Origin of the sequence: Haloarcula sp. CBA1115, assembly GCF_000827835.1 — an archaeon.
Lineage (GTDB): Archaea > Halobacteriota > Halobacteria > Halobacteriales > Haloarculaceae > Haloarcula > Haloarcula hispanica.
On record NZ_CP010529.1, the window covers coordinates 2,328,568 to 2,351,882 of the forward strand.

A 23,315-nucleotide genomic window follows, 5' to 3' on the forward strand; every position below is an offset into this window, starting at 1 on the left:
ATAAAAGGCGTCTGCAGCGCGCGGCGGGCAGGCCGCTCGCTCACCCGATCACAAAGAGCAAGTCGCCCATGTCGACGGATTCGCCCTCGCTGACGGCTACGTCGTTGACAGTGCCGCCGCGTTCGGCGACAATGTCGTTTTCCATCTTCATCGCTTCCAGCACACAGAGGACGTCGCCGGCCTCGACCTCATCGCCTTCCTCGACGTTGACCTCCAGAATCGTCCCCTGCATCTCCGCGGCGACTTCCTGCCCTTCGGCGGCGGTGGCACTGCCGCCTCCGCTGTCTGAACTACTGCCGCCCCGTGGCCGCTGTGGCTGGCTCCCGCCGTCGGCGTCCACGTCGCCGACGTTGATCGGGGGTGCGCCGCGCTCTTCGAGGTCGACTTGGAACCGCTTGCCGTTGACTTCGACGGTGAACTCGCGTTCGACGACTTCCTCGTCCTCGTCTCCGTCGGATTCGGTGACTGTGCCCCACTGCTCCTGCGCCTCTTCGATACGCGTGCGGTCGAGGTGTTCGTCGAGGTACTTCGTGGTGTGTGTCCCGGTGACGAACTTCTCGTCGGTGAGCATCAGGCGGTGGAACGGAATGACAGTCGGGATGCCTTCGATGTCGAAGTCCTTGAGCGCCCGTTTCCCGCGCTCGATACACTCCTCACGGTCCCCGCCGTAGGTGATGAGCTTCGCGATCATCGAGTCATAGTCCGTGACGAGGTCGTCGCCCTGCCGGAGCGCGTCGTCGAGGCGGACGCCGATACCGCCCGGCGGGTCGTAGGTGTCGAGGCTGCCGCCGGTTGCGGGCGCGAAGTCGTCAGCGGCGTTCTCGGCGTTGATGCGGAACTCCATCGCGTGACCTTCGATCTCCACGTCGTCCTGCTCGAAGGTGATCTCCTTGTCCATCGCCACCCGCAGTTGCCACTTGACGATGTCGATGTCGGTGATCTCCTCGGTGACGCAGTGCTCGACCTGAATGCGGGTGTTAACCTCGAGGAAATAGAAGTTCGCCTCCTCGCCGAGCAGTTCCCCTTGCTCGCGGTCGGTGTCCTCTTCGACGAGGAACTCGACAGTCCCGGCGTTGTAGTAGTCCGATTCGCGGACGCCGCGGCGGGCGGCGTCGCCGATTTTCTCCCGGAGAGCGTCGTTCAGGGCCGGCGATGGCCCCTCCTCGATGACCTTCTGGTGGCGGCGCTGGAGCGAACAGTCACGCTCGCCCAGATGCCGGACGTTGCCGTGGTGGTCGGCGATGATCTGGACCTCGATGTGGCGGGGGTTCTCAAGATACCGTTCGAGATACACCGAATCGTTCGAGAAGTACGCCTCTCCTTCCCGCTTTGCGCTTTCGAGTTGTTCCTCGGCTTCCTCAGGGTCGTGGACGATTTTCATCCCGCGGCCGCCACCGCCACCCTCGGCCTTGATGGCCACCGGGAAGCCGTTTTCCTCGCCGAACTCGACGACTTCCTCGGGGTCATCGACCGGGTCGGTCGTCCCGGGGACGATGGGCACGTCGGCCGACTGCATGATCTTGCGGGCCTTCGTCTTCTCGCCCAGTGCCTCCATCGACTCGCTCTCGGGGCCGACCCAGGTGACGCCGTCCGTCTCCTGGACGCGCTCCGCGAAGTCGGCGTTCTCCGCGAGAAAGCCGTACCCCGGGTGAATGGCGTCAGCGTCGGCCTGCTTGGCCGCGTCGATAATCGCTTCCTGGTCGAGGTAGGAGTCTGCGGCACGGGCCGGACCGACGTTGTACGCCTCGTCCGCATACCGGACGTGACCGGCGTGCTTGTCGGCATCAGAGTAGACGGCCACTGTGCCGATGCCCAACTCCTCGCATGCGCGCATCACGCGCACCGCTATCTCCCCGCGATTAGCGACGAGCACCTTATCGAACATACGCCCTCATACTGAGAGTCGGCCCATAAAACTATGCGCAGATAGCGGCCAAAATTACATATATAATCATGTTAGTATGGAACATGACCACAAACCGACTCAGGGCGTCGCCGAGCAACTGACAAAAAACTGTCCGCGATTAGAACCGTTCGGCGCGGCCGGCAGCGCTCCAGGGGTCGGTCGGCGCGTCCGAGCGAACCCGAACGGACCGCTTCTGCGTGGCTTCAACGCGCCCGGAGAACGACCACTGTCTGCCGTCCCAGGAGTCACCGTCGTCTGCCGCCGCAGCCGCCGCGGCCGCTGCTGCCGCACGCTGGCGGTCGGTGAGGTGTGCGCCGATAGCGACGGCGATAGCAGCCGCTTCGGCCGTCGACGCGTCGTCGAGTTGGGCGGCGATTTCTGCGACCAGGTCTGCATCGACAGCCGAGTCAGTGTCAGCCGCCATCGTTACAGTGGGATGTTGCCGTGCTTGCGGTCGGGCTGGTCCTTGCGTTTCCCCCGGAGGAGGTCAAGGTCGTCGATGAGCCGCGGGCGGGTTTCCTGGGGTTCGATGACATCGTCGACGAACCCGCGCTTGGCCGCCGTATAGGGGTTTGCGAAGGCGTCGCGGTACTCGTCGATGAGTTGTTGCCGGCGGGCCTCCACGTCGTCGGCGTCTTCCAGTTCGTCGTCGTAGAGGACGTTGACCGCGCCCTTCGGCCCCATCACGGCGATTTCGGCGGTTGGCCAGGCATAGTTCATGTCTGCGCCGATGTGTTTCGACGCCATCACGTCGTAGGCTCCGCCGTAGGCCTTCCGCGTGATGACGGTCACCAGCGGCACGGTGGCCTCGGAGTAGGCGTACAGGAGCTTCGCGCCGTGGTTGATGATGGCGTTGCGTTCCTGGTCCTTGCCGGGCATGAACCCGGGCACGTCGACAAACGTGAGAATCGGGATGTTGAACGCGTCACAGAACCGAACGAAGCGTGCGCCCTTCCGCGAGGCGTTGATGTCGAGCGTGCCGGCGTTGACTCGCGGCTGGTTGCCAACGACACCGACGCTGTGACCGTCCATGCGGGCGAACCCGATGACGATGTTGCGCGCGAAGTCCTCAGCCACCTCGAAGAAGGAGTCCTCGTCGACGATACGCCCGACGACATCCGTCATGTCGTAAGGTTTCTGTGGCGCGTCGGGAACAGCCGATTTCAGTTCCTCGTCTCGGCGTTCGGGGTCGTCCCAAGGTTTGACCCGCGGCGGGTCCTCGACGTTGTTCTGCGGGAGATACGAGAGGAGGTAGCGGATGTCGTCCATCGCGTCCTTTTCATCGGCGGCCGTGAAGTGGGCCACCCCGGACTCGGAGGCGTGGGTCTTCGCGCCGCCGAGTTCGTCGAAGCCGACCTCCTCGCCGGTCACTGTCTCGATGACGTCGGGCCCGGTGATGAACATGTGGCTGGTCTCCTCGACCATGTAGACGAAGTCCGTGATCGAGGGGGAGTACACCGCGCCGCCGGCACACGGCCCCATGATGGCCGAAATCTGTGGGACGACACCGCTGGCTTGCTGATTGCGATGGAAGATATCGGCATAGCCCGCCAGCGAGTCGATGCCCTCCTGAATCCGCGCGCCGGCGGAGTCGTTCAGCCCGATAATGGGTGCGCCCGTCTCGATGGCCTTGTCCATCACCTTACAGACCTTCTGGGCGAACGCCTCGCCCAGCGACCCGCCGAAGACGGTGAAGTCGTGGGCGAAGACGTACACCCGGCGGCCGTCGACTTTGCCGTAGCCGACGACGACGCCGTCTCCCGGTACTTTCTTTTCGGCCATATCGAAGTTCGTCGAGCGGTGTTCACGGAGCGAGTCGATCTCGACGAAGGTGCCGTCGTCGAGGAAGTAATCGATGCGCTCACGCGCGGTGAGTTTCCCGCGGTCGTGTTGCGCCTCGATTCGTTCCTCGCCACCACCTCGTTCGGCCTCGGCTTTTCGTTCCCGAAGGTCCTCGACACGGTCATCGTGGCTCACGCGATATCACTTCTCCCGGACCGGAGCATATCCGACTCCTTGCGGGCATCCGAGAAAAGCGTTATCAAACTTAACCATTATTTCTCGTATTCGATAACGGAAACCGGCGGAGTTTTGAGCGACGGCCCGTTGCTTTCGCGCGTGAAGAACGTCACGGCCCGCCAGCACAACCCCTTTGGCTTCGACGCACCGTGTGAGCCGTTTGTGCCGGGGTACGGCGACGCCAACGCCCACTTCCACGTCATCGGTGACCACCCCGGCGTCCACGGTGGCGCAACGTCTGGCATCCCGTTTACCGACAACGCTGCGGGCGAGCGCCTCCAGCGGGCGCTCGTTGAGGCCGGACTGCTCGCCGAGGCTGGCACGCCGCCAACCGTCGAGAAGACCTACCTGTCGTACCTGTACATGTGCGGCGGCGACCGGCCGACAGACGCGGATTACGAAGCTCTGGAGCCGCTGTTCGACACGGAACTCCGGGCCATCACTGCCCACGTCCTCCTGCCTGTCGGCGAGCGGGCCACGCGACACGTGTTCGCGAACACGACCTCGGAGCCGACCGAATCGATCGACATGGACGCGCTGCACGCAACCGAGGTGCCCGGCAGCGGCTGGCTCGTCTACCCGATCAAAGAGCCCGCGGAGTGGAGCGACGACGACGAAGACGCCCTTGTCGACGTCCTAACTGCGCTACTGAAGACCGACTATCGCCGCGAGGCGGACCTCGGGCGGTTCCTGCCGAACGACGACCCGTATCTGGTCCGGTAGCGGTTCTATTGATTCTTACAGCGGCTCCGACGATCAGAAACAGTGGCTACAGCGCCCACTCGTCCGAGAGCGGTTCCGCGGACGCCCAGTACGCGTCGAACGCCTCGATAGCCCACTCGCGGACGGCCGGCGCGGTCGTATCGATCGACGCCTGTAGAACGCCGTTGTCGTCCCGCAACAGCAGATGGACCACGTCGTCGGCGATCATCACCGCAAGTGGCACACCGTCGGTTCGCACCCGGACTGACGCGTCCGGTTCGGCACGCAGCGATTCGAGTCGTTTCCGGAGTCGGTCGTCCGCCGCCAGTGCGTCTATCGCGCCGGGCGAGAACACGCCCGAGAACCGCTGTTCGCCGGCGGTGACCCGTTCCTGAACGACTCGAATCGCCTGGTCGTTGAACGCATGGGAGAACGTCCGGACTTCCTCGGCATCTCGAAGCAGGTCGAGCAATCGCTGGACCGGCGCGTTCGGGCGCGTCTGACTTGGAACGGTTATCGTGGCGTCGGCCAGATGTTGCAGGTCGAAGGCCATCGCATCGGTGGGGAGATACTGGACGATGTCGCGCAGCCGCTGCTCGGTTTCGAGGCTACCGAGGAGGTCGGTGAACCCGTTAGCAACGATGCGGCCCGTCGCCGTGGCGACGTACTCGCCCCCTGTTCGGCGAATCCACGACCGCTCTTCGAAGTCAGCGATGATCCGGCCGAGCGTCGCCTGTGACGCGCCGGTTTCGGCCGCCAGTTCCCCGCGTGAGTGTGGCTCCGTGGCCAGAAGCCGCAACACCTCGACCCGGTTTGACGAGAGCGCGAGGAACTCGATCTCTTCGAGCGCCGATTCCATACCGCCACGTTAGGAAGTCCGTCCTAAATCGCTTTCGTAGTCTGAAATAATTTCACACCGTGCACATCCGCCACGGGTGTTCGGCCGTTTCGCGTTATGTAATATTTTCTAAACGGGCCTATAAGTATCGATACCGTACTGTAGAGTACGATGATTCAGGTTTCTCCACGCGTTCTCTCTGTCGGCTGTGCAGTCATTTCAGAACCCAAATACGAGGTGGCGGTATGATTTCGCGCCGCACCCTCGCCCTCGCTGCGGTCGCCAGCGTCCTGCTCGGCGGGACCTTCGTCGGCGCGAAGGCCGGCCTGTCGTATCTCCCGCCGCTTCTGTTCGTCGCCCTCCGATTCGACATCGCCGCCGTCGTGCTCCTCGGCTACATCGGCGTGACCCGATCACGGGACGAACTGCTCCCGCGAACCCGTGGCGATGTGCTGGCGATTCTCTCGACGGGGCTATTCGCCCTCGGCCTCGCGAACGCGCTGCTATTCGTGGGCCAGCAGTCCGCCACCAGCGCGGTCGCCGCCATCGTGTTCAGTCTCAACCCGATACTGACGCCGGTGTTCGCCGCTATCCTGCTCTCCGACGAGCGGCTCTCGGCCCGCGGCGGCCTCGGCATGGTTATCGGCCTGCTCGGCGTCGGTCTCGTCGTCAGCCCCGACCCAGCGATGCTCCTGAGCGGCGGCATCGGCAAGCTCGTTCTGTTCGCCGGCGCGACCAGCGCCGCGCTGGGCAGCGTCCTCATCCGGTGGTCCGGCGGCGGCCTGTCGAGTACAGTCCGGACCGCGTGGGCGCTCCCCGTCGCCGCTGCGCTCTGTCACGCGCTGAGCATCGGCATGGGCGAATCGGCGGCCACGGCGGTCTGGTCTCCGACTGCGATAGCGGCCCTGCTGTACGTCGGTATCTTCTCCGGGGCAATCGCCTACATCGCCTACTTCGGCCTGCTCGATGTCACCGGTGCGATCCAGGCTAACCTCATCTTCTACGTGGTCCCCGTCGTGTCGACGCTCGGCGGGTGGGCCGTGCTCGGCGAGGCTATCACCCCGACTGCAGTGGCCGGCTTTCTGACCATCTTCACCGGGTTCGCGGTGCTTGGCAGCGAGTCGGTCGATATCCACGCACTGCTCCCGGGTACCACCGACGAGGGTGACACCGCCCCCGAGAGTCTCGGGATTGCGGACGAACCGCGCGGGTTCGAATCCGACTGAAATCGGCTAGTAGGGTGTCGTATAGCTGCTGTCTAGTTTAAATAGTTAGTACACCGAGTCCACCAGTCATAGAAATTCAGCAACGCATTCATACCGCCATCATGTGTCTACAATGGTGTGAATTTCAACGAAAACGGACGCATTCGACAGCTCTTGATACCGATAGGCGGATTGGCTCTGGTCATTCAGTCGATAGCGTTTGAATCTACGTTTGAAATCGTAGAAAGTCCCGGTGTTTCCGGGACCCTCAGAGACGTGCTGAGCGGTGGTCTGTTGCTGGTGGCAACGGTCTGCCTCTTCGGTGGCGTGTATCTACGTCTACGCGAAGCGTGACAGAGACACAGCCCTATGGTACAGTCTACTCAGACTCCCGCGGCCGAAAAATACCATTCTGTGAAAGATTGTCTGGACCCGCGTCGGACCACTGCGACTGTTTTTCGCAGCAACCGCACACACTGGGCGGTCACCGCGAACTGCCGAAAAGAAGGTCCGCCGGAAACCGATACCGTACGTCGGTTATATCGGCGGGATGATCGCCGGGTCCTCGGCGAGGAACAGCGTCTGCAGGCCGAGCGCCAGCGTCAGGATGACACCGAGGATGACCACCGTTCGGACCATCCAGAGCCAGGTCGGGCCGAACGCCCGGAGCCCACCCGTTCCCTGTCGGAGCTCGGCAACTGCGCTGGAGGAGAGCACCCAGCCGACGAACACCAGAACGAGCAGCACCGACAGCGGGAGGAACAGCTTGTACGCGAGCGTGTCGAACCAGCCGAACCACGCCAGGTCCCAGGCTGACGGCAGACCCAGAGCGAACAGCCCAACTCCGAGAATTGCCGACAGCTGCACTCGCGAGTACGGCGTGTTGTCGACACCGTAGGAGACTGCAACTTCGAGCAGGCTGATCGCGGAGGAGATCGCGGCGATGAGGACAACGCCGAAGAACACGATACCGAGGAGTCGACCCCCGGGAAGCTGTGGGAACGCCGACGCCATCGCGACGAAGATGGCGGACGGGCCGCTGGTGTCGGGACTGATGTTGATGGCGAAGAGAATCGGGAACACGACGAGACCCGCCAGCACACCGACGAGCGTGTTCGTCACGACGATGATGCCACCATCGACCGGGAGGCTCTCGTCGTCACCGATGTACGAGGAGTAGGTGATCATGGCTGCCATCCCCAGCGAGAGGGTGAAAAACGCCTGTCCAACCGCGAACGGGATCAGGTCGCCGGCGTTCGCCGCCAGCGTGGAGAAGTCCGGCGAGAGGAAGTAGCTGTAGCCAGCGCCTGCTCCCTCGAGTGTGGTGACCCAGGCCGCCATCCCGATCATGAGGATGACGATGCTGGGGACCATCACCTTCGTCGCCTTCTCGATACCGTCCTCGACACCCACTGCGACGATGCCGACACAGATTAGCAGGAACAGCGCCTGCCCGGCGACAGCTTCCGGCCCACTTGAGATGGCTCCGAAGTACTCCGCGGAGTTTCCGAAGTATGCGCCCGTCGCGCTACCGAGGATATACCGCATGACCCACCCTCCGACGACGTTGTAATACGAGAGGATCCAGAATCCCGTAAAGACGCCCAGGCCACCGACGACCCGCCACTGCTTGAACCCGAGTTCTGCGAACGCGTCGACGGCATTACGGTTCGTTCGCCGACCGATGATGAACTCCGCCAGCATTGCCGGGAAGCCGATGAGCAACACGGCGGCGAGGTAAAAGACGAGGAACACTGCGCCGCCGTTTGTCGCGGTCTTGAACGGGAACTGCCAGATGTTTCCGAGACCGACTGCGCTACCGATCGCTGCGAGAAGGAACCCGAGCCGTGAGGCCCACGTTTCTCTGTCACTCATTGTGATGCGGCATATTCTTTTGGGGTATAAAAACCACCGTGATTCCGGTTCGCAATACCATCCGATAGTATGACCAGTCTGACATCATTTGCGACGGCGAACAGCAGCAGCCGAGAGGTCCACACTGACACCTCCTTGCTGGTCATTTCTCGACAGCGCGGATATGTGGCTTCGAATACACCGATCTGCCAACATCCGGGATCTGTGTCTCAAATAATCAAAAACAAATCCACGGTGAAAATTGTTGGGTTTGATTCATGTTCGCCGCGTACTGTGGAACGTAGGGACCGAACCCCCGGTTCTCGGACAACAGACATGGACTATTCAGATACAGAGCGGATTGTTGATGAATCGCTCGAGTTCCCAGCGACGCATACGGCTGTGATTGAACAGATCGGTGCCATTGAAATAACGTCTCCCTCCGGTAACTCGGTGACTATTCAGGAGACGTTAGACCCGGTCGAAGAGGAGAGTTATCTGACCGCGGATGCGCTTTACACCTCGATTATCGGCAATCTCGACGAGACATTCATTGGACGCAAGTACTATGATGATCGCGGGGGATTGCAATCGGAACTGAGATCAGAGACGAATCTACCGTCTCCTTCTGACGATTGCTCCCGCTCATCCGGACCCCCGGTCGTCGTTCTGGACACGATATCGGTGGGTGACCAGGCAATCGCACTGATACCCTAAATAGTCAAACGTGAGTGGAGTGGTTCGTGCTGTCGGTGGAAGACGCTGTCCGACGGTCTAGCTAACAGTATCAGACCTCGCCGTACACCGGCACCGCTGCGCCGCTGGTCACGGTGGCGGCGTCCGAACAGAGGAACAACATCACGTCCGCGATGTCTTTCGGGTCGACCCACGTTTCGAAGTCGGAGTCGGGCATCATCTCGCGGTTCATCGGGGTGTCGATGACGCTCGGCATCACGGCGTTGGCTCGCACGGCCCCGAGGTTCTCCGCCGCGATGGTCTCGGTCAGGAGTCGGACACCGGCTTTCGATGCGCGGTAGATACCGTCGCCGTCACCGCCCTCCAGTGACGACCGCGCGGAAACTGAGACGATTGCGCCCTTGGTCTCCCGCAAGTGTGGAACCGCGTGTTTCGACGCCAGAAACATCGTCTTCAGGTTCACGTCGAACAGGAAGTCGAACGTGTCCACGTCCGTCTCGTGGATCGGTGTGCCACCCCGCCACGTTCCGGCGATGTTCAGCAAGTAGTCCAGTCGCCCGTGTTCGTCGACGACTGCGTCGACAGTCTCGGCGACAGCCTCCTCGTCGCTGAAGTCTGCCTGGTAGAAATCCACGCTGTCGGGATCGGACAACAGGAAGTCCTCGGTATTCGGTTCGATGATGTCGCTTCCACAGACGGTCGTCCCGGCTTCGAGGAACGCGTTTGCGACCGCGCTGCCCAGCGCCCCGCCGACACCCGTAACCAGTGCTATCTCACCGCCGAAATCAAATTCGACTGACATACATCTGTCAACGGATAGCAAGGGGATAAATGCCAATCCCCGGAAACGCGAGGACCGGGCCGGTAAACCGACGACGGGGTCCGCAGTAGCCGGTCTACGGCATGACGACGAGTTTGCCGAGGAAGCTGTCGTTCAGTACGTCGTTGTGAGCGGCCGGGACGTCGTCGAGGTCGTACCGGCGGGCGACGACCGGCGTTAGGTCGTCGTCGGCCATGAGCGTCGCCAGTCGGGAAAGCACCGCGCCGAACTCCGGTGTGTTGAACATCGAGACGTGGTGAACGCTGAGGGCTTTGGCCCGGCAGCGCGGGACGTTCTCGAACGTCGCCGCGAGGTCGGTGTTCCCGATAGCGGCGATTCGAGCGCCCTGGGCGGCCACCTCGGCATCGAATGCGAGATAGTCGTCGAGCCGGTGGTCGAGAATCACGTCCGGCGCGCCGGCGTTGACCACCGCGTCAGCGAGGTCATCACGGCTGTAGTCGAACACGTCGTCCGCGCCGAGGTCGGCTAGCTGGTTGTGGTAGGCCGGTGAGGCCGTCGTCGTGACCTGCGCCCCGTTCGCCGCAGCCAACTGGACTGCAACGTGGCCCACACCGCCGCTGCCGCCGTGAATCAGCGCCCGCTCGGCCGGTTCCAGCGAGCAGGCGTCGACGAGCGTCTGCCAGGCGGTGACGCCGACGAGCGCGACGGCCGCCCCCGCCTCGGCGGACACCCCGTTGGGGAGCCGCGCCAGATGCGATTCGGGAACAGTGACGTACTCCGCGCAGGTCCCCTGGAGCCAGTTCCCCAGCCCGGTCGCGAACGCCCGGTCGCCCTCGGTGACGGTGGCCACGCGCTCGCCGGTCGCGGCGACGGTCCCGGCACAGTCGGAGCCGGGTATCCAGGGCAGTTCGCCCGGCTCGTAGTCGCCGGCCCGGAAGTACGTATCGACCGGATTGACCGCCGCTGCCTCGACTTCGAGCAGGACCTCCTCCGGACCTGGTGTGGGTCGTTCGATGTCGTCGACGCGGAGCACGTCCGTCCCGCCGTACTCGTGGAATCGTACAGCACGCATTGGGGTATGCGTCAGGTGGTATCGGGAAAACCTTTCCCCACAGACTGAGCGGCCCCGAATACGCTTCTCAACATATCGCGGTATGTTGAGTGACAGCGCCGACAGCGAACGAGTTGGGTCAGTACTCATATCGGCGACTACGGAAGATATTATCAGAAAAACACAACTAACCAACGTTAGCCGTGCTGGGGCCGAAGGGTGTCCACAGTTGGTAGTAGCGTTTATCATCGGTGAAAATTGCGTAACAACCCTTTATTAGCACGTTTGCGTAGCACTGGATGATGGAATCAGATAGGGACTCGCCGCTCCCGAGTTTTATTGCTGGCAGTTACGCTGCTAGACTCGGGTTGGCGCTTTCATTCGCGATAATTGTTATTATCGCCGCCGGGGTCCTGACAAGCGTGCAGGCGTCCGCCACTCTCGAGGAAGACGTTGCGGACGACATCACGGCGCTGTCAGAGACGCAGGCCGCACAGTTGGACGAATGGTTGACGACATCGCAGCGGGATGTCCGATCAACGTCGCGACTCCCCGTGTTCACTGACGGGACGAACACGGAGAAACAGCAACGGCTGGAGGAGTTACGGTCCAACGAGGAACTCCCGCCCGGTGTCGTCGCAGTGCACTACTTCGACACCGAGACAAACGAGATTCGCGCCAGTTCGAATCAGGACTTCATCGGAGTCAACGCTGCCGAGCAGGGCGCACCGTTCGCTACGGACCCGCCGCAGTTCGACGGTCCCGACGACACGCATGTGACGGAGCCGTTCTCTGTCTCGGTCGTCGACCATCCGATAGTTGCCGTCGTTTCGCCGGTCCCCGGTGACGAAGACAGAGCGCTCGTGTACATGATCGACCTCCGGGAGAAGGCCGATCAGATATCGAACCAGCGCGATGGGTCGTTTACCACGGTCGTCAACACTGACGGCGAGTTCGTCTCCCACCCCAACACCTCGATGATCGGGTCGACAGCACCGATCTCGGAGATGGAGTCGAACCCGCTGGGGACGCTCGAACCCGGCGAGAGCGCCTTCCACGAAACGGACAGTATGCTGATGGGACTGAACCGACTCGAATCACAGGACTGGGTCGTTATGGTCCACGCTGATCGCCAGAACGCGTACGCCCTGAGCGACCAGATCAACTCCGACCTCATCGGGCTCATTTTGCTTGCCGTCGTCAACCTCGGACTCATCGGAGTCACGATCGGCGGAAACACGATCGCTTCGCTGCGACGGCTTTCGGTGAAGGCCGAAGCGATGGCCGAGGGGGAACTCGACGTCGACCTCAGCACGTCACGCGAGGACGAGTTCGGAACGCTGTACGCCGCCTTCGACAATATGCGGGCGAACCTCCGGATGCAGATATCCGAAGCCGAAACCGCACGGCAGGAAGCCGAGGAGGCCAAAGAGCAGGCACAGACGGCCCGTGAGGACGTCGAATCCGAACGCAACGAGATGGAGGCGCTGACCGGCCACCTCGAACTCAAGGCACAGCAGTACAGCGACGCGCTCGCCGCCGCCGCTAACGGTGACCTCACCGCACGGGTAGATACGGACAGTATGAACGAGGCGATGGCGGAGGTCGGCGAGGACATCAACACGACGCTGGATGCGCTCGAAGACACCATTGCCGACATGAAGGCGTTCGCGGCCAACGTCATCCAGTCCAGCGACCGCGTCAACTCGAACGCGGAGCGGGTCGACCAGGCCAGCAAGCAAGTGTCGAAGTCGATAAACGAGATTTTCGAAGGCACGACCGAGCAAAACGAGGGGCTGGAATCGGCGGCCGCCGAGATGCAGAACCTCTCGGCGACTGCACAGCAGGTCGCCTCCTCCGCTCAGCAGGTTGCCGACACGTCCCAGTCGGCCGCCGAAGTCGGTGAGGACGGCCGCGAAGCCGCCCAGGAGGCCATCGCGGAGATGAGCGCCATCGAGGACGAGACCGGCGAGACCGTCGAAGAGATCAACGCGCTCGACGACGAACTCGACGAGATCGGCGAGATCGTCGGCGTCATCACGAGCATCGTCGAGCAGACGAACATGCTCGCACTGAACGCCTCCATCGAGGCCGCCCACGCTGACGGTGACGGCGAAGGGTTCGCCGTCGTCGCGGACGAGATCAAGGGCCTCGCAGAGGAGACCAAAGAGGCCGCCGCCGACATCGAGCAGCGCATTGCGGGCATCCAAGAGCAGGCCGGCGACACGGTCGAGACGATGGAGTCGACCAGTAACCGGATTACTGAAGGCGTCTCGACGGTCGAGGAGACCGTCGACGCGCTGGAGACCATCGTCGAGTACACGGAAGAGGTCGACACCGGCATCCAGGAGATCGACCGGGCGACCGAGGAACAGGCCCGGACCGCACAGGACGTGATGGGTACCATCGACGACCTGACGACGATCAGTCAGCAGACGGCGACGGAGGCAGATACTGTGGCTGGCGCGGCACAGGACCAGTCCGCGTCCATCGACGAAGTGTCGGACTCCGCGACGGAACTCAGGCAGCGGGCTGACGACCTCGAATCGCTACTGGACCGCTTTACCGTCGAAAGCTCGGCCGGGACGGACACCGACAGCACGGCTGTGGTGGGGGACGACTAACAATGGCAACCATAACGACCTGGTTCACGCTGGGACTACTGGGTGAACTGCTCGGGACGGCCGTGCTGGCATACGGCTACACGCTCGTCCCCGAAGAGACGCGGAAGCGCTACCTCCTGTTGATAGCGATTCCCGGTATCGCCATCGTCGCCTACGCCCTGATGACGCTCGGCTTCGGAGCGATTCAGAGCCAGGGCCACGCAGTGTACGTGATTCGCTATATCGACTGGCTGTTGACGACGCCGCTCAACGTCTGGTTCCTGGCGCTCCTTGCCGGTGCAAGCCGGGAGGACACGGTGAAACTCGTCGTCCTGCAGGCGTTGACTATCGTCTTCGGGTTCGCCGGCGCGGTCACGCCATCGCCGGTCAGCTACGTGCTGTTCGCGGTCGGCGCGGCGCTGTTCGGCGGCGTCATCTATCTCCTCTACGGGAACATCGCGGTGGCTGCGAAGTCGACCCTGTCCGACATAGAGATCAGCCTGTACCGCACGCTCCGGAACTTCGTCGTCGTCCTCTGGATGGTGTATCCGGTCGTGTGGCTGCTCGGTGCGGCAGGAGTGGGCCTCATGGACGTCGAGACTGCGACACTCGTGATCGTGTACCTCGACGTGGTCACGAAAGTCGGCTTCGGCGTCATTGCCTTGCTGGCAATGATGGACCTCGGCTCAGTCGGCGAGAGTGCCGAGGAGCTGACGGCGGTTGCAGGGGACTAGCGAGGGGCGCGAACGAAGCGAGGGGCGCGAACAGAGTGAGCGGCCCTCGTTGTCGCGAGCGGGGAGGAACGATCCGCGAGCAGTGAGCGGCCCTCGTTGTTGCGAGCGGCGACGGAAGGAGCCGTGAGCACTGAGTCGCCCTCGAAAATGCGAGCGGGGAGAGCGACCCGCAAGCACTGGGTCGGCCTCGTTGACGCGGTCGGCGGCGGAAAACCCGCGAGCGGTCCCGACTTTGCGAGAAACTCACGGCACGTCGTTGTGTCGCCTCAGCAGTGCCGGTCTTTCAGGACCGGTCCTCATTGACGCCACCAGACGGTTCTGCTTCGTCAGTCGCGTCGGTTGCCTCGGTCTCGTCTACGCTATCGAGTGCCTCCGGAAGCTGGTTCTCAATCAGCCAGAACGTCAACCGGTAGACGCCGTAGCCGAGCAGGACGAACAGCACTAAGTCGATGAGATACAGTTCGACGAACTCGAGGAGCGAGATTTCGCTGAGCGCGAGGTCACCGGACAGGATAAGAAACTCCAGCGTGGCGACGACGAACAGCGCGGGTGCAAAGAGGATCACGAGTCCGATAACGAGAATTGCGAGCCGTTTCTGTGCGGGCGAGACAGGCATACCTACGGTATTGGCGTCCAGACAGATAGTTCTGCACGCCTACCCAGCCAGTACCGGGCGGCTACGTTACACGACAGCTGTCAGCGCAGCGAATAAACGGCGACCAGAGAACGACGCTACTGCACAACAGGGAACGCGCCCGGTCAGTGGATGCCCATCGCTTCGATCTGCTCCTGATACCGGTTGCGGATGGTGACCTCTGTCACTTGGGCCACGTCGGCGACCTCGCGCTGGGTCTTCTTTTCGTTACACAGCAGCGAGGCGGCGTAGATGGCCGCGGCGGCGTAGCCGGTGGGTGATTTCCCCGAGAGCAGGCCCTGCTCGGCGGTGGTGTCGATGATCTCGTTGGCCTTGGACTGGACTTCCTCGGAGAGTTCCAGTTCGGAGGCAAAGCGGGGCACGTACTGCTTGGGGTCGACCGGCTCCATCTTCAGTTCGAGTTCCTGGGCGACGTACCGATACGTCCGCCCGATCTCCTTCTGCTCGACCCGGGAGACGTCCGAGACCTCCTCCAGGCTCCGTGGGATACCTTCCTGTCGACAGGCCGCGTACAGACAGGCCGTGGCGACGCCCTCGATGGACCGACCGCGGATGAGGTCCTCGTTGAGCGCGCGTCGGTAGATGACCGACGCGACCTCTCGAACCGACCGTGGCACACCGAGTGCGCTGGCCATGCGGTCGATCTCCGACAGCGCGAACTGCAGGTTCCGCTCGCCGGCGTCTTTGGTTCGGATGCGTTCCTGCCACTTCCGGAGGCGGTGCATCTGGCTCCGCTTCTCCGAGGAGAGCGACCGACCGTAGGCGTCCTTGTCCTTCCAGTCGATCTGTGTGGTCAGCCCCTTGTCGTGCATCGTCTGGGTCGTGGGGGCTCCGACGCGTGACTTGGACTGGCGTTCGGAGTGATTGAACGCCCGCCACTCCGGCCCGCGGTCGATGTTCTCGTCCTCGATGACGAGGCCACAGTCCTCGCAGACGAGTTCACCACCGCCGTCGCTAGATATGGACTCCGACTCACACTCGGGGCAGGTCTGCTGGCCCGTGCTCTCGGACTCCTCCTCGCGTTCCTCCTGGTCAGAATCCCGCTGGCGCGTCGGCCGTTCCATGTGTTCTTTTACGGAGAAAAGCCAATCACGTATAAATGTTTGGGCGAGACCAACAGTTTTGCCTGATCTGGATGCTGGCCGCGGATGCTAGCTGGAATAATCATGTTAAATTTAGCTAGAACTGTCTATGTTTCGAACGAGCGGTGGGTGTAACCGGCTGACACACCCGGTTCACACTCCGCGATGATGCTGGAGCGCGGACGGATCGGTAGCAGTCGACCGGCATATCGCGCTCTTTTAGTCCGGGACTCTCCCACTCTGACGTATGAGCAAGGTCAATATCGGGCTTCGTGGCTGGCGCTTCGACGAGGACGTACTCGGGCCGGACGGACGGGTCCGGCCGCTCAAGACGATGGAACCGGAAACCCGCCAGCGGCTGCTGGTGCTCGCAGAGCGGGTCGTCGACCCCTGTGACGCCTGCTGGCTGATTCACGGCGACGAAGACATCGAGCAGTGCAACGTCGCGGATGCTATTTACGGGGAGCCGATGGGCGAGGTGGTTGTCTGTTCGGACCACGAGACGGATTTCATCTACTGGTTCCGCGAGGAGGGCGGCGAGGCCCACGCTGGAGAGACGGACCTGGCCTCGGCCTTCCACGAGTGGTTCCTCGACGGGAACCGCGCCCCCGAGGGATATGTCGGCCTCGAACACGTCGAGGAGGACCCGACAGCGCTGCCGGAGGCCCCCGACAGGGACGAAGCGATTCCGGGACTCGAAGAGGAAGTCGAGCAGATGGACGAGGAAGACCTCGACACAATTGATATGGACCTGAGCGACCTGGACGTATGATTTCGGTCGCCGTCGTCGACGCGGAGACGCCGGGCAACGTCGGCACCATCGCCCGGTCGATGAAGAACTTCGGCCTGTCGGAGCTGTTACTTGTCGACCCGCCGGAACTGGACCCCGATGGCGAAGCGTACGGCTTCGCCGGACAGGCCCGCGACGACATCCTCCCGAACGCCCGGACGGTGACGTTCGACGAGATCGTCGAGAACTACCACACCGTCGCCTGCACGGCGACGACGAACGAGGACCCCGCCAACCACGTCCGGTATCCGGCGACGACGCCGGCCGACCTTGCCGACTCGCTTCAGGATGTCGAGGGCGACATCTGCGTCGTCTTCGGCCGCGAACGGGTCGGGCTCTCGAACGACGAACTCGCACGGCTGGACGTCGTCTGCTCTATCCCGGCCAGCGCGTCGTACCCGGTGTTGAACCTCGGTCAGGCGGCTACAATCGTTCTCTATGAACTGCGTGAGCTAACTGTTGCCGAGACCCAGCACCCCGAGGAGCTGCATACGCTCGCCGAGACGCCGGCGGTCGAGGGCCTACACGAGGAGTTCGACCGATTCCTCGGCGCTATCGGTCACCCCGAAGAGAAACAGCACAAGGCTCGGCGGCTGTTCCGGCGGGTGCTCGGGCGTGCGCAACCGACCGGCCGGGAGACGAAGACGCTTCGCGGTCTGTTTCGGCAAGCCCGACAGCGAATCGAGCGTGCCGAAGACGACTGAGGGTCAGTCGAGCTTTTCAGACCCAGTGTCGGAGTCGAACAGCGAACCGATGACGGCGTCGTGGGCCTTCCGCAACCGGTAGTGTAAGGTCGGCGCGGAAATGTCGAGTGTCGCAGCCAGTTCCTCCGCGGAGCTCCCTCGAGGCCAGTCGTAGTAGCCGCGTGCGTAGGCAGTCTTGAGTGCGGCGGCCTGTTTCGGCGTCAGCCGGTCGCGTATCCGCGTCTGGAAATCCGTGGCCGTCGAGACTGGCTGGTCGACGTACTGCTTGCTCCGCAGTTCTGTCCCGGGCGCGATCTCTTGAATCGCCTCGACGACGGCGCGGACGTTGATGTCCGGTGCCATCTCCGCTGTGAACCGCAGGTCGCCGTCCGCTGCGACGGCCCGCCGCACGGCCCCGCCGTAATCTGCGAGCGTGTCGAGCGGCGATGCGGATATCTCGTCGAGCGCGACTTCGAGCAGGGGCGCTCGGTTCTCCGCCGCCGTTTCCACGACGGTACAGGACTCGACCGAGGGCGTCTCAGTGAGCGCCTGACACACCCGGTCAGTGTCCACACCGCTGATGCGAACGTAGTGGAGGCAGTTCCCGGAACTGGTCGGGACGCGCCGTTCGAGCGTAAACGAACAGTCGAGCATCGCTGAGAGGCCGGCGAAGGCGTCATCGGAGTCCGGCGTCAGGAATTCGAGTTCGACCGTTGTCGCCGCCAGCAGTGACTGCTGACTGTGGACTCGCTGGATAGAAAGCGCGATAAGTCGCCCTAGATCGGCCAGGATACTCGACTCACGACAGCCAATCGTGGCTTCTGTCGATGCATACACCATCAGGACGCCGTACGTGGTCTCGCCAGTTGTCAGGGGAACAGCCGCGACGGAGCAGCGGTCTGCGAGTAGTGGGCGGTCCATCCCGGTGTCCGAGGGCGTCGACACGTCGGTGATATCCTCGACGACCTGTACCTCGCCGGTGTCGATGGCATCGATGGCGAGACTGTGCTCGCCGGGCGAAATATGCTCCGGCGTTGCCGTGTCAATCCCAGCGGCGGCACTCAGTGTTATCCTCGTGGCACTCCCGCGGCTCCCGGCCCACACGGCCTGGTACAGGTCCGATTCAGTGAGATGCGTACACACTGCCGATTCGATTTCCTCACGCGTCTGTGTGTCCTGTAGCGCCTTCGCGATCTCTCTGCCCAGCACGTTGAGCCGCTGTGTCTGTTCGAGTTCGTCACGCTGTCGTTCGAGTTCGGCCTGTCGGTCTTTGTGCGCAGTGATGTCTCGGGCGACGAAAATGACGGTATCGAGGTCGTACGTGCGGCTTTCCAGCGGCGCGACCCGCGCCTCGAACCACCGCTTGCCACCGGGAAGCTGCAGTTTGTACTCCACAGATTGGAACGACCCGGTCCGCAGGGCTGCACGAACGGTCGCCAGTAGCGAATCAGCGGTGTCGTGGGGAAGAAACTCGTGTAGCGTCTGACCGACAAGCGTGTCCGTATCGTCGACCGTCACCATCGTCTCGGGATCGGTCGGACAGTCGAGAAATCGCCCTTCCGCATCAATGATGAAACTGGGGTCTGGGAGGGCAGTATTCAACGCGCTTCGCTGTTCCGTGTGGCGCTGTCGTTCGAGTTCGTAGCCCGCCCAGTCCGAGAGCAACCGGACGAACGTCAGATCCCACTGCGTGAACACTGTCTCGCGTGGTTCCAGCCCGTAGAAGCAGAACGTCCCGTACACGGCCCCATCGACGACGACGGGCGCGCCGATGTAGTTCGCGATTCCCCACTCCGGGTCAGCGAGGTCCGGCGCGTCCGCAGCAACGTCACTGATCGCGAGCGGTTCGCGGTGTTCGACGACGTGTCTGCAGTTCGGGAGGTCCTCGATGCTGGTCGTGCTGCCGGCTTCGAGGTCGGCAGTCGCCGGTGCAGTGACTGCCTCGAACACGTACTCGTCACCGTGGACCCGGGAGAGCGTCCCAAACGACGTATCGAGCGTCTCACAGCCGAGTTCTAGCAGCGCGTCGAGTTGTTCTGTGAATGTCCGGTTCGCGTCGGTACAGATATCGTAGGCCGCTTCGAGCACTGACTCCCGTTGCTTGCGGGCCGTGATGTCGATATGTGCGATGGACGCATACGTCTCCCCGTCGATAGTGAACGGGGCGGCGTACAACCGGAACCACCGTTGCGATGACGGGGCGTGACATGGATATTCAAGTTCGAACGTGGGTTGTTCGCCAGCGAGGACGGTTCTGATCCCGTCGGCTGCCTGTTGCCCGGTCGCGTCGTCAGCCATGTCAGCGACGTCGAGGTAGTTCACGCCCAGCGTATTCGGTGTCAGCTCTGTTCCGTTTGCCCGGCCGAACTCGCTCCACGTCTCGTTCGTCGAGAGGATCACCCCGGACTCGTCTACGATCGCAAACATGAGTGGTAGTGTATCCATGGCTGGCCCGTACAGGGCTGGGATATCATGGCCATCCATGACACTTGGGACCATGAGTCAAAGTGTGGCGGCGAGCTACTTAACGCCCGGTGTCTAGTTAGAATAGTAATATTTTCTCGGGGAACACGTCTGTGGTGAATACTATGCAGAAATCGAACTCCAGAGCTCTATTCGGGCTGATTTGAACACAAACTTGGCAAAACAACTACCAGATATTCACATACTAACCAATTACCGATTGACCCAGATATATCACCCATGAATCCGATTCGTCCCGATTTATTCTAGGGGCCTAGAGAGAGTGCTTAGGACAGTTACCGCTGTATCGAGGCACAGGATACTCAACATCTCACTATGGATTCCACTGCCAATCCGGTTCGCGTCGAACTGTTCGTCCGGTCCCTCTGTCCGGGAGATGCAACGCAACAACAGAACTACCTGATTGACCGGTTACAGGCTCTCGAGGACGCGGGCTATATCGAGGATCTGTCGATATTAATCTGGGGGCGCCGGATCGAACCGCGGCTCGCACAGCGGACTGCGGAGGGACGACACCTGTTGGAGCGGCTTTCCATGTTCGAACAGTGGGAGCGCGACGCCGATGCCTCGCTTGCCGCCTTCGACTGGGAGCACCCGCTGACGAACATGGTTTCTGACGAATCGGTCAGCGTGATCACGCTGCCGACGCTTGCCCTCGCCGAATACGTTGATGATGACCTCACGCACGTCGCCCCCTGTACGCGGGATGGAACGGTCCACCGCGTCACCGACCGTGTCAACCGTCTCGCGGATGCCGCAGACCTAGCCGACGAACTCGAGCACGAGCGTACCGTGGTACAATAGCGTTCGAACCGCCCCAAACCTGCCACGATAGCTGTCCCCATCCAGCACCATACCAATCAAAATGAATACGAAACAAACTGAGATCCCCGACTCGCTTCCGCTGGACGACCGACTGTCGCTCCTGTCGTCGCACTACCGGCGGTACCTCCTGTACGGGCTTTCACAGTACACGACGCCGGTTTCACTAGCCGTACTCACGGATACGGTGACCGAATTCGAACACGGGACACCGGCCGAACAGCACCGCGACGAGCGACTCAAGATTTACACGGCCCTCTATCACAACCACCTTCCGCGGCTGGTCGATGCCGGTGTCGTCCAGTACGACCAATCGGAAGATATGGTCGATATCGGGCCGAACGCGCCGGCCCTCGTCCCGTTGCTCGAGTCGACGATCGAACACGACCTGTCCGCGAGCGGTAATGGCCTCTCATCGAACGCCGTCGATATCGACTCTTTACGCCCCGAACGGAGCAATTAAGCCCGCTTCTGTATCTCCGAGCGCAACACGTCGCTAACTGTATCGCCGTCAGCTTTGCCACGGAGTGCGCCCATGCACTCGCCCATCAGCGCCGAGAACGCCCCCATCCCCTCTTCGGCGATCTGGTCCTCGTGGCGCTCGACGACCTCGACAACGGCGTCCCGGACCTCCGACTCGTCGACGCCGCCCAGTCCTTCCTGCTCGACGGCTTCCTGGGCCGTCAGCGACGGGTTCTCTGCGAGGGCTGTCAGGAGGTCCTCGATCCCCTCACGCGGCACGTCTCCGCCATCGACCAGCAGGATTGCGCCCCACAGGTGCTCGTCGGTGAGGTTCCCGACGGGCACGTCGTCGCGGCGGAGTTCGGTCAGCGTCGACTCCAGCGTCCCGGCGGCCAGCGTCGGGTCGACGCCCTCGCCTTCCACAAGCGCCTCGAACAGCGGCCACCGCTGGCCGTAGGCGACCTGTTCGGCGAGGCCGGAGCCGAGGTCGAACTCGCTCTCGTACCGGTCGACCTTCTGGGTGAGTAGCTCCGGAGTCTCGACTTCGGTCACGTCGGGTTCGACCGGTGGCACGTCCGTCTCGGGGTACATCCGGGCCGCGCCGGGGAGCGGTCGGAGGTACCGCGACGTGGCGTCCTCGTTCGCGTCCCGCGTCTCCTCGGGGACGCCTTCGAGCGCGGTCTCGGCCCGTTCGGCAACGGCGTCGATAGCCAGTTCGGCGGTCTCCGGGTCGTCGGCGACGATGGCGACAGCGTCCTCGGGACCTGCGCCGACGGCGTCCCGAAGTGCCTCGACTTCCGCCTCGGTGACGCCGTAGGCCGGGAGTTCGTCGGTGTGGAAGATGCCGCCCGCGCCGTGGCGCTTGGCGTGGTCGGACAGCTCCGTCCCGAGCCGGCGGTCGGGCTGAATCTCGCGGCCGACCAGGCCGTCGAAGCCCGAAAGCAGGAGGCCCTGTACCTCGCCGCCCGAGGAGAGCGCGCCTTCGATGACGCCCGACTCCGTGTCTTCGAACACCCCGGTCACGTCCTGTGGCTCGCCGACGGCGGCGTCGCGTCCGGCGAGTTCGTCGGCGATGTCCAGCAGTTCGACCTGCCGGCGGACCTCGTTGCGGACGAGGTCGTCGATGTCGTCGAGGCTCTGGACGCCCTTCAGTTCGATTCGTGCGCCCTCCTCGATGGAGACGTTCACGTCCTGTCGGATGGTCCCGAGGCCGCGCTTGACCTTCCCGGTCGAACGGAGGAGCATCCCGATTCGCTCGGCGGCCTCGCGGGCCTGCTCGGGCGAACTGATGTCCGGCTTCGTGCCGATTTCGACCAGCGGAATGCCGAGCCGGTCGAGCGAGAACCGGACACCGTCGGCGGTCTCCTCGACGCGCTGGCAGGACTCCTCCTCCAGTAGCATGTCCTCGATACCGACCGGGCCGGCGCTCGTCTCGATGGCCCCGTCGTTAGCGACCAGCATCGACCGCTGGAACCCCGTGGTGTTCGACCCGTCGACGACGATCTTGCGCATGACGTTCACCTGGTCGACGACGGACATATCCAGTAGCTGGGCGATTTCCAGCGTCGTCTCCATCGCCTCGCGGTCGACGCGGTGGGGTGGCTCGTCGTCCTCCTCGACGAGGCAGGTCGTGTCGTAGGCCAGGTACTCGAACTCCCGGTCGACCATGCTCTCCTCTAAGGCCGCCTGGTCGATCTCCCCGAGCTCGCTCTTTGTCGGGTGCAGATAGCGGGTAAAGGAGCGCTCGCTCTCCTCGGGTTCGCGGATCGTCGTCGGACAGTCACAGAACAGCTTCGTCGCGGTGTCGAGTTGCTGGTGGATCTCTAAGCCGGCGACGAGCCCCAGCTCCTCGTAGTCGTACTCGGTCATTGTCGAGGTGTCCGGGACCGGGGGCCAAAAAACGCACCCTTCCCGCGCTCGCCGCCGTGCTTTTGACGCTCTCTCCCTC

At 62.8% G+C, this 23,315-nt stretch carries 20 protein-coding genes; 9 read left to right on the plus strand and 11 right to left on the minus strand.

Annotated features, from left to right (window positions below; genetic code table 11):
• Positions 1 to 40 precede the first annotated feature (40 nt).
• The 3 genes from SG26_RS11670 to SG26_RS11680 form a co-directional block, all read right to left on the minus strand.
• Positions 41 to 1,885, minus strand: coding sequence for an acetyl-CoA carboxylase biotin carboxylase subunit (locus tag SG26_RS11670; protein ID WP_050037650.1), 1,845 nt, complete (start codon positions 1,883 to 1,885; stop codon positions 41 to 43).
• A gap of 139 nt (positions 1,886 to 2,024) precedes the next feature.
• Positions 2,025 to 2,330 (minus strand): hypothetical protein, encoded by a 306-nt coding sequence (locus tag SG26_RS11675; RefSeq protein WP_004963491.1) that lies wholly within the window; start codon positions 2,328 to 2,330, stop codon positions 2,025 to 2,027.
• A 2-nt stretch (positions 2,331 to 2,332) separates the two neighbouring features.
• The gene (locus SG26_RS11680; RefSeq protein ID WP_050037651.1) at positions 2,333 to 3,883 is read right to left on the minus strand and encodes an acyl-CoA carboxylase subunit beta; all 1,551 of its coding nucleotides are present in this window, start codon (positions 3,881 to 3,883) and stop codon (positions 2,333 to 2,335) included.
• Between the two features lie 141 nt (positions 3,884 to 4,024).
• Here SG26_RS11680 and SG26_RS11685 point away from each other — a divergent pair, with 141 nt between their 5' ends.
• Positions 4,025 to 4,648 carry a uracil-DNA glycosylase family protein gene (locus SG26_RS11685; RefSeq protein ID WP_050037652.1) on the plus strand — a complete coding sequence of 208 codons (624 nt, stop codon included), beginning with the start codon at positions 4,025 to 4,027 and terminating at the stop codon, positions 4,646 to 4,648.
• Between the two features lie 46 nt (positions 4,649 to 4,694).
• Here the strand turns inward: SG26_RS11685 and SG26_RS11690 are convergent, their stop codons facing one another.
• Entirely contained in the window at positions 4,695 to 5,486 is a 792-nt protein-coding gene (locus tag SG26_RS11690; RefSeq protein ID WP_014039712.1) for a winged helix-turn-helix domain-containing protein, read from the minus strand.
• A 224-nt stretch (positions 5,487 to 5,710) separates the two neighbouring features.
• Between SG26_RS11690 and SG26_RS11695 the strand changes: the two genes are divergently transcribed.
• Positions 5,711 to 6,691: a DMT family transporter gene (locus SG26_RS11695; protein WP_050037653.1), complete on the plus strand. Its 981-nt coding sequence runs from the start codon at positions 5,711 to 5,713 to the stop codon at positions 6,689 to 6,691.
• A 516-nt stretch (positions 6,692 to 7,207) separates the two neighbouring features.
• Here the strand turns inward: SG26_RS11695 and SG26_RS11700 are convergent.
• On the minus strand, positions 7,208 to 8,545 hold the full coding sequence (locus tag SG26_RS11700; protein WP_014039714.1) for a sodium-dependent transporter: 1,338 nt from the start codon (positions 8,543 to 8,545) through the stop codon (positions 7,208 to 7,210).
• Positions 8,546 to 8,860: 315 nt separating this feature from the next.
• On the opposite strand from SG26_RS11700, the gene SG26_RS11705 reads away from it, so the two are divergent.
• Complete coding sequence (locus tag SG26_RS11705) at positions 8,861 to 9,241, plus strand: hypothetical protein (RefSeq protein WP_255355516.1); 381 nt, start codon at positions 8,861 to 8,863, stop codon at positions 9,239 to 9,241.
• A gap of 70 nt (positions 9,242 to 9,311) precedes the next feature.
• On the opposite strand, the gene SG26_RS11710 is transcribed toward SG26_RS11705, so the two are convergent.
• Together SG26_RS11710 and SG26_RS11715 are read right to left on the minus strand one after the other, a co-directional pair.
• The gene (locus SG26_RS11710; protein WP_014039715.1) at positions 9,312 to 10,022 is read right to left on the minus strand and encodes an SDR family oxidoreductase; all 711 of its coding nucleotides are present in this window, start codon (positions 10,020 to 10,022) and stop codon (positions 9,312 to 9,314) included.
• Between the two features lie 94 nt (positions 10,023 to 10,116).
• Positions 10,117 to 11,073 (minus strand): NADPH:quinone reductase, encoded by a 957-nt coding sequence (locus tag SG26_RS11715; RefSeq protein ID WP_050037654.1) that lies wholly within the window; start codon positions 11,071 to 11,073, stop codon positions 10,117 to 10,119.
• Positions 11,074 to 11,474: 401 nt separating this feature from the next.
• Here SG26_RS11715 and SG26_RS11720 point away from each other — a divergent pair, with 401 nt between their 5' ends.
• Both SG26_RS11720 and sop2 read left to right on the plus strand, forming a co-directional pair.
• Positions 11,475 to 13,676, plus strand: coding sequence for a methyl-accepting chemotaxis protein (locus SG26_RS11720; RefSeq protein ID WP_050037655.1), 2,202 nt, complete (start codon positions 11,475 to 11,477; stop codon positions 13,674 to 13,676).
• Between the two features lie 2 nt (positions 13,677 to 13,678).
• Positions 13,679 to 14,389 (plus strand): sensory rhodopsin II, encoded by a 711-nt coding sequence (sop2, locus tag SG26_RS11725; protein ID WP_050037656.1) that lies wholly within the window; start codon positions 13,679 to 13,681, stop codon positions 14,387 to 14,389.
• A gap of 283 nt (positions 14,390 to 14,672) precedes the next feature.
• On the opposite strand, the gene SG26_RS11730 is transcribed toward sop2, so the two are convergent.
• Together SG26_RS11730 and SG26_RS11735 are read right to left on the minus strand one after the other, a co-directional pair.
• Entirely contained in the window at positions 14,673 to 15,005 is a 333-nt protein-coding gene (locus tag SG26_RS11730) for a hypothetical protein (protein WP_014039719.1), read from the minus strand.
• 143 nt (positions 15,006 to 15,148) lie between these two features.
• Positions 15,149 to 16,108: a transcription initiation factor IIB family protein gene (locus SG26_RS11735; protein WP_008310442.1), complete on the minus strand. Its 960-nt coding sequence runs from the start codon at positions 16,106 to 16,108 to the stop codon at positions 15,149 to 15,151.
• A gap of 265 nt (positions 16,109 to 16,373) precedes the next feature.
• Here SG26_RS11735 and SG26_RS11740 point away from each other — a divergent pair, with 265 nt between their 5' ends.
• Positions 16,374 to 16,898: a hypothetical protein gene (locus tag SG26_RS11740; RefSeq protein WP_014039720.1), complete on the plus strand. Its 525-nt coding sequence runs from the start codon at positions 16,374 to 16,376 to the stop codon at positions 16,896 to 16,898.
• The gene (locus tag SG26_RS11745; protein ID WP_050037657.1) at positions 16,895 to 17,620 is read left to right on the plus strand and encodes an RNA methyltransferase; all 726 of its coding nucleotides are present in this window, start codon (positions 16,895 to 16,897) and stop codon (positions 17,618 to 17,620) included. The genes SG26_RS11740 and SG26_RS11745 overlap by 4 nt, the downstream gene beginning before the upstream one ends.
• Before the next feature lie 3 nt (positions 17,621 to 17,623).
• Here the strand turns inward: SG26_RS11745 and SG26_RS11750 are convergent, their stop codons facing one another.
• A complete protein-coding gene (locus SG26_RS11750; protein WP_050037658.1) occupies positions 17,624 to 20,098 on the minus strand; it encodes a bacterio-opsin activator domain-containing protein in 2,475 nt (824 codons plus the stop codon).
• A 300-nt stretch (positions 20,099 to 20,398) separates the two neighbouring features.
• On the opposite strand from SG26_RS11750, the gene SG26_RS11755 reads away from it, so the two are divergent.
• Both SG26_RS11755 and SG26_RS11760 read left to right on the plus strand, forming a co-directional pair.
• On the plus strand, positions 20,399 to 20,887 hold the full coding sequence (locus tag SG26_RS11755) for an HTH domain-containing protein (RefSeq protein ID WP_050006915.1): 489 nt from the start codon (positions 20,399 to 20,401) through the stop codon (positions 20,885 to 20,887).
• 61 nt (positions 20,888 to 20,948) lie between these two features.
• Positions 20,949 to 21,368: a hypothetical protein gene (locus SG26_RS11760; RefSeq protein WP_050037659.1), complete on the plus strand. Its 420-nt coding sequence runs from the start codon at positions 20,949 to 20,951 to the stop codon at positions 21,366 to 21,368.
• Here SG26_RS11760 and gatE read toward each other — a convergent pair.
• Positions 21,365 to 23,236 (minus strand): Glu-tRNA(Gln) amidotransferase subunit GatE, encoded by a 1,872-nt coding sequence (gene gatE, locus SG26_RS11765; RefSeq protein WP_050037660.1) that lies wholly within the window; start codon positions 23,234 to 23,236, stop codon positions 21,365 to 21,367. The two genes, SG26_RS11760 and gatE, sit on opposite strands and share 4 nt — an antisense overlap.
• Positions 23,237 to 23,315 lie beyond the last annotated feature (79 nt).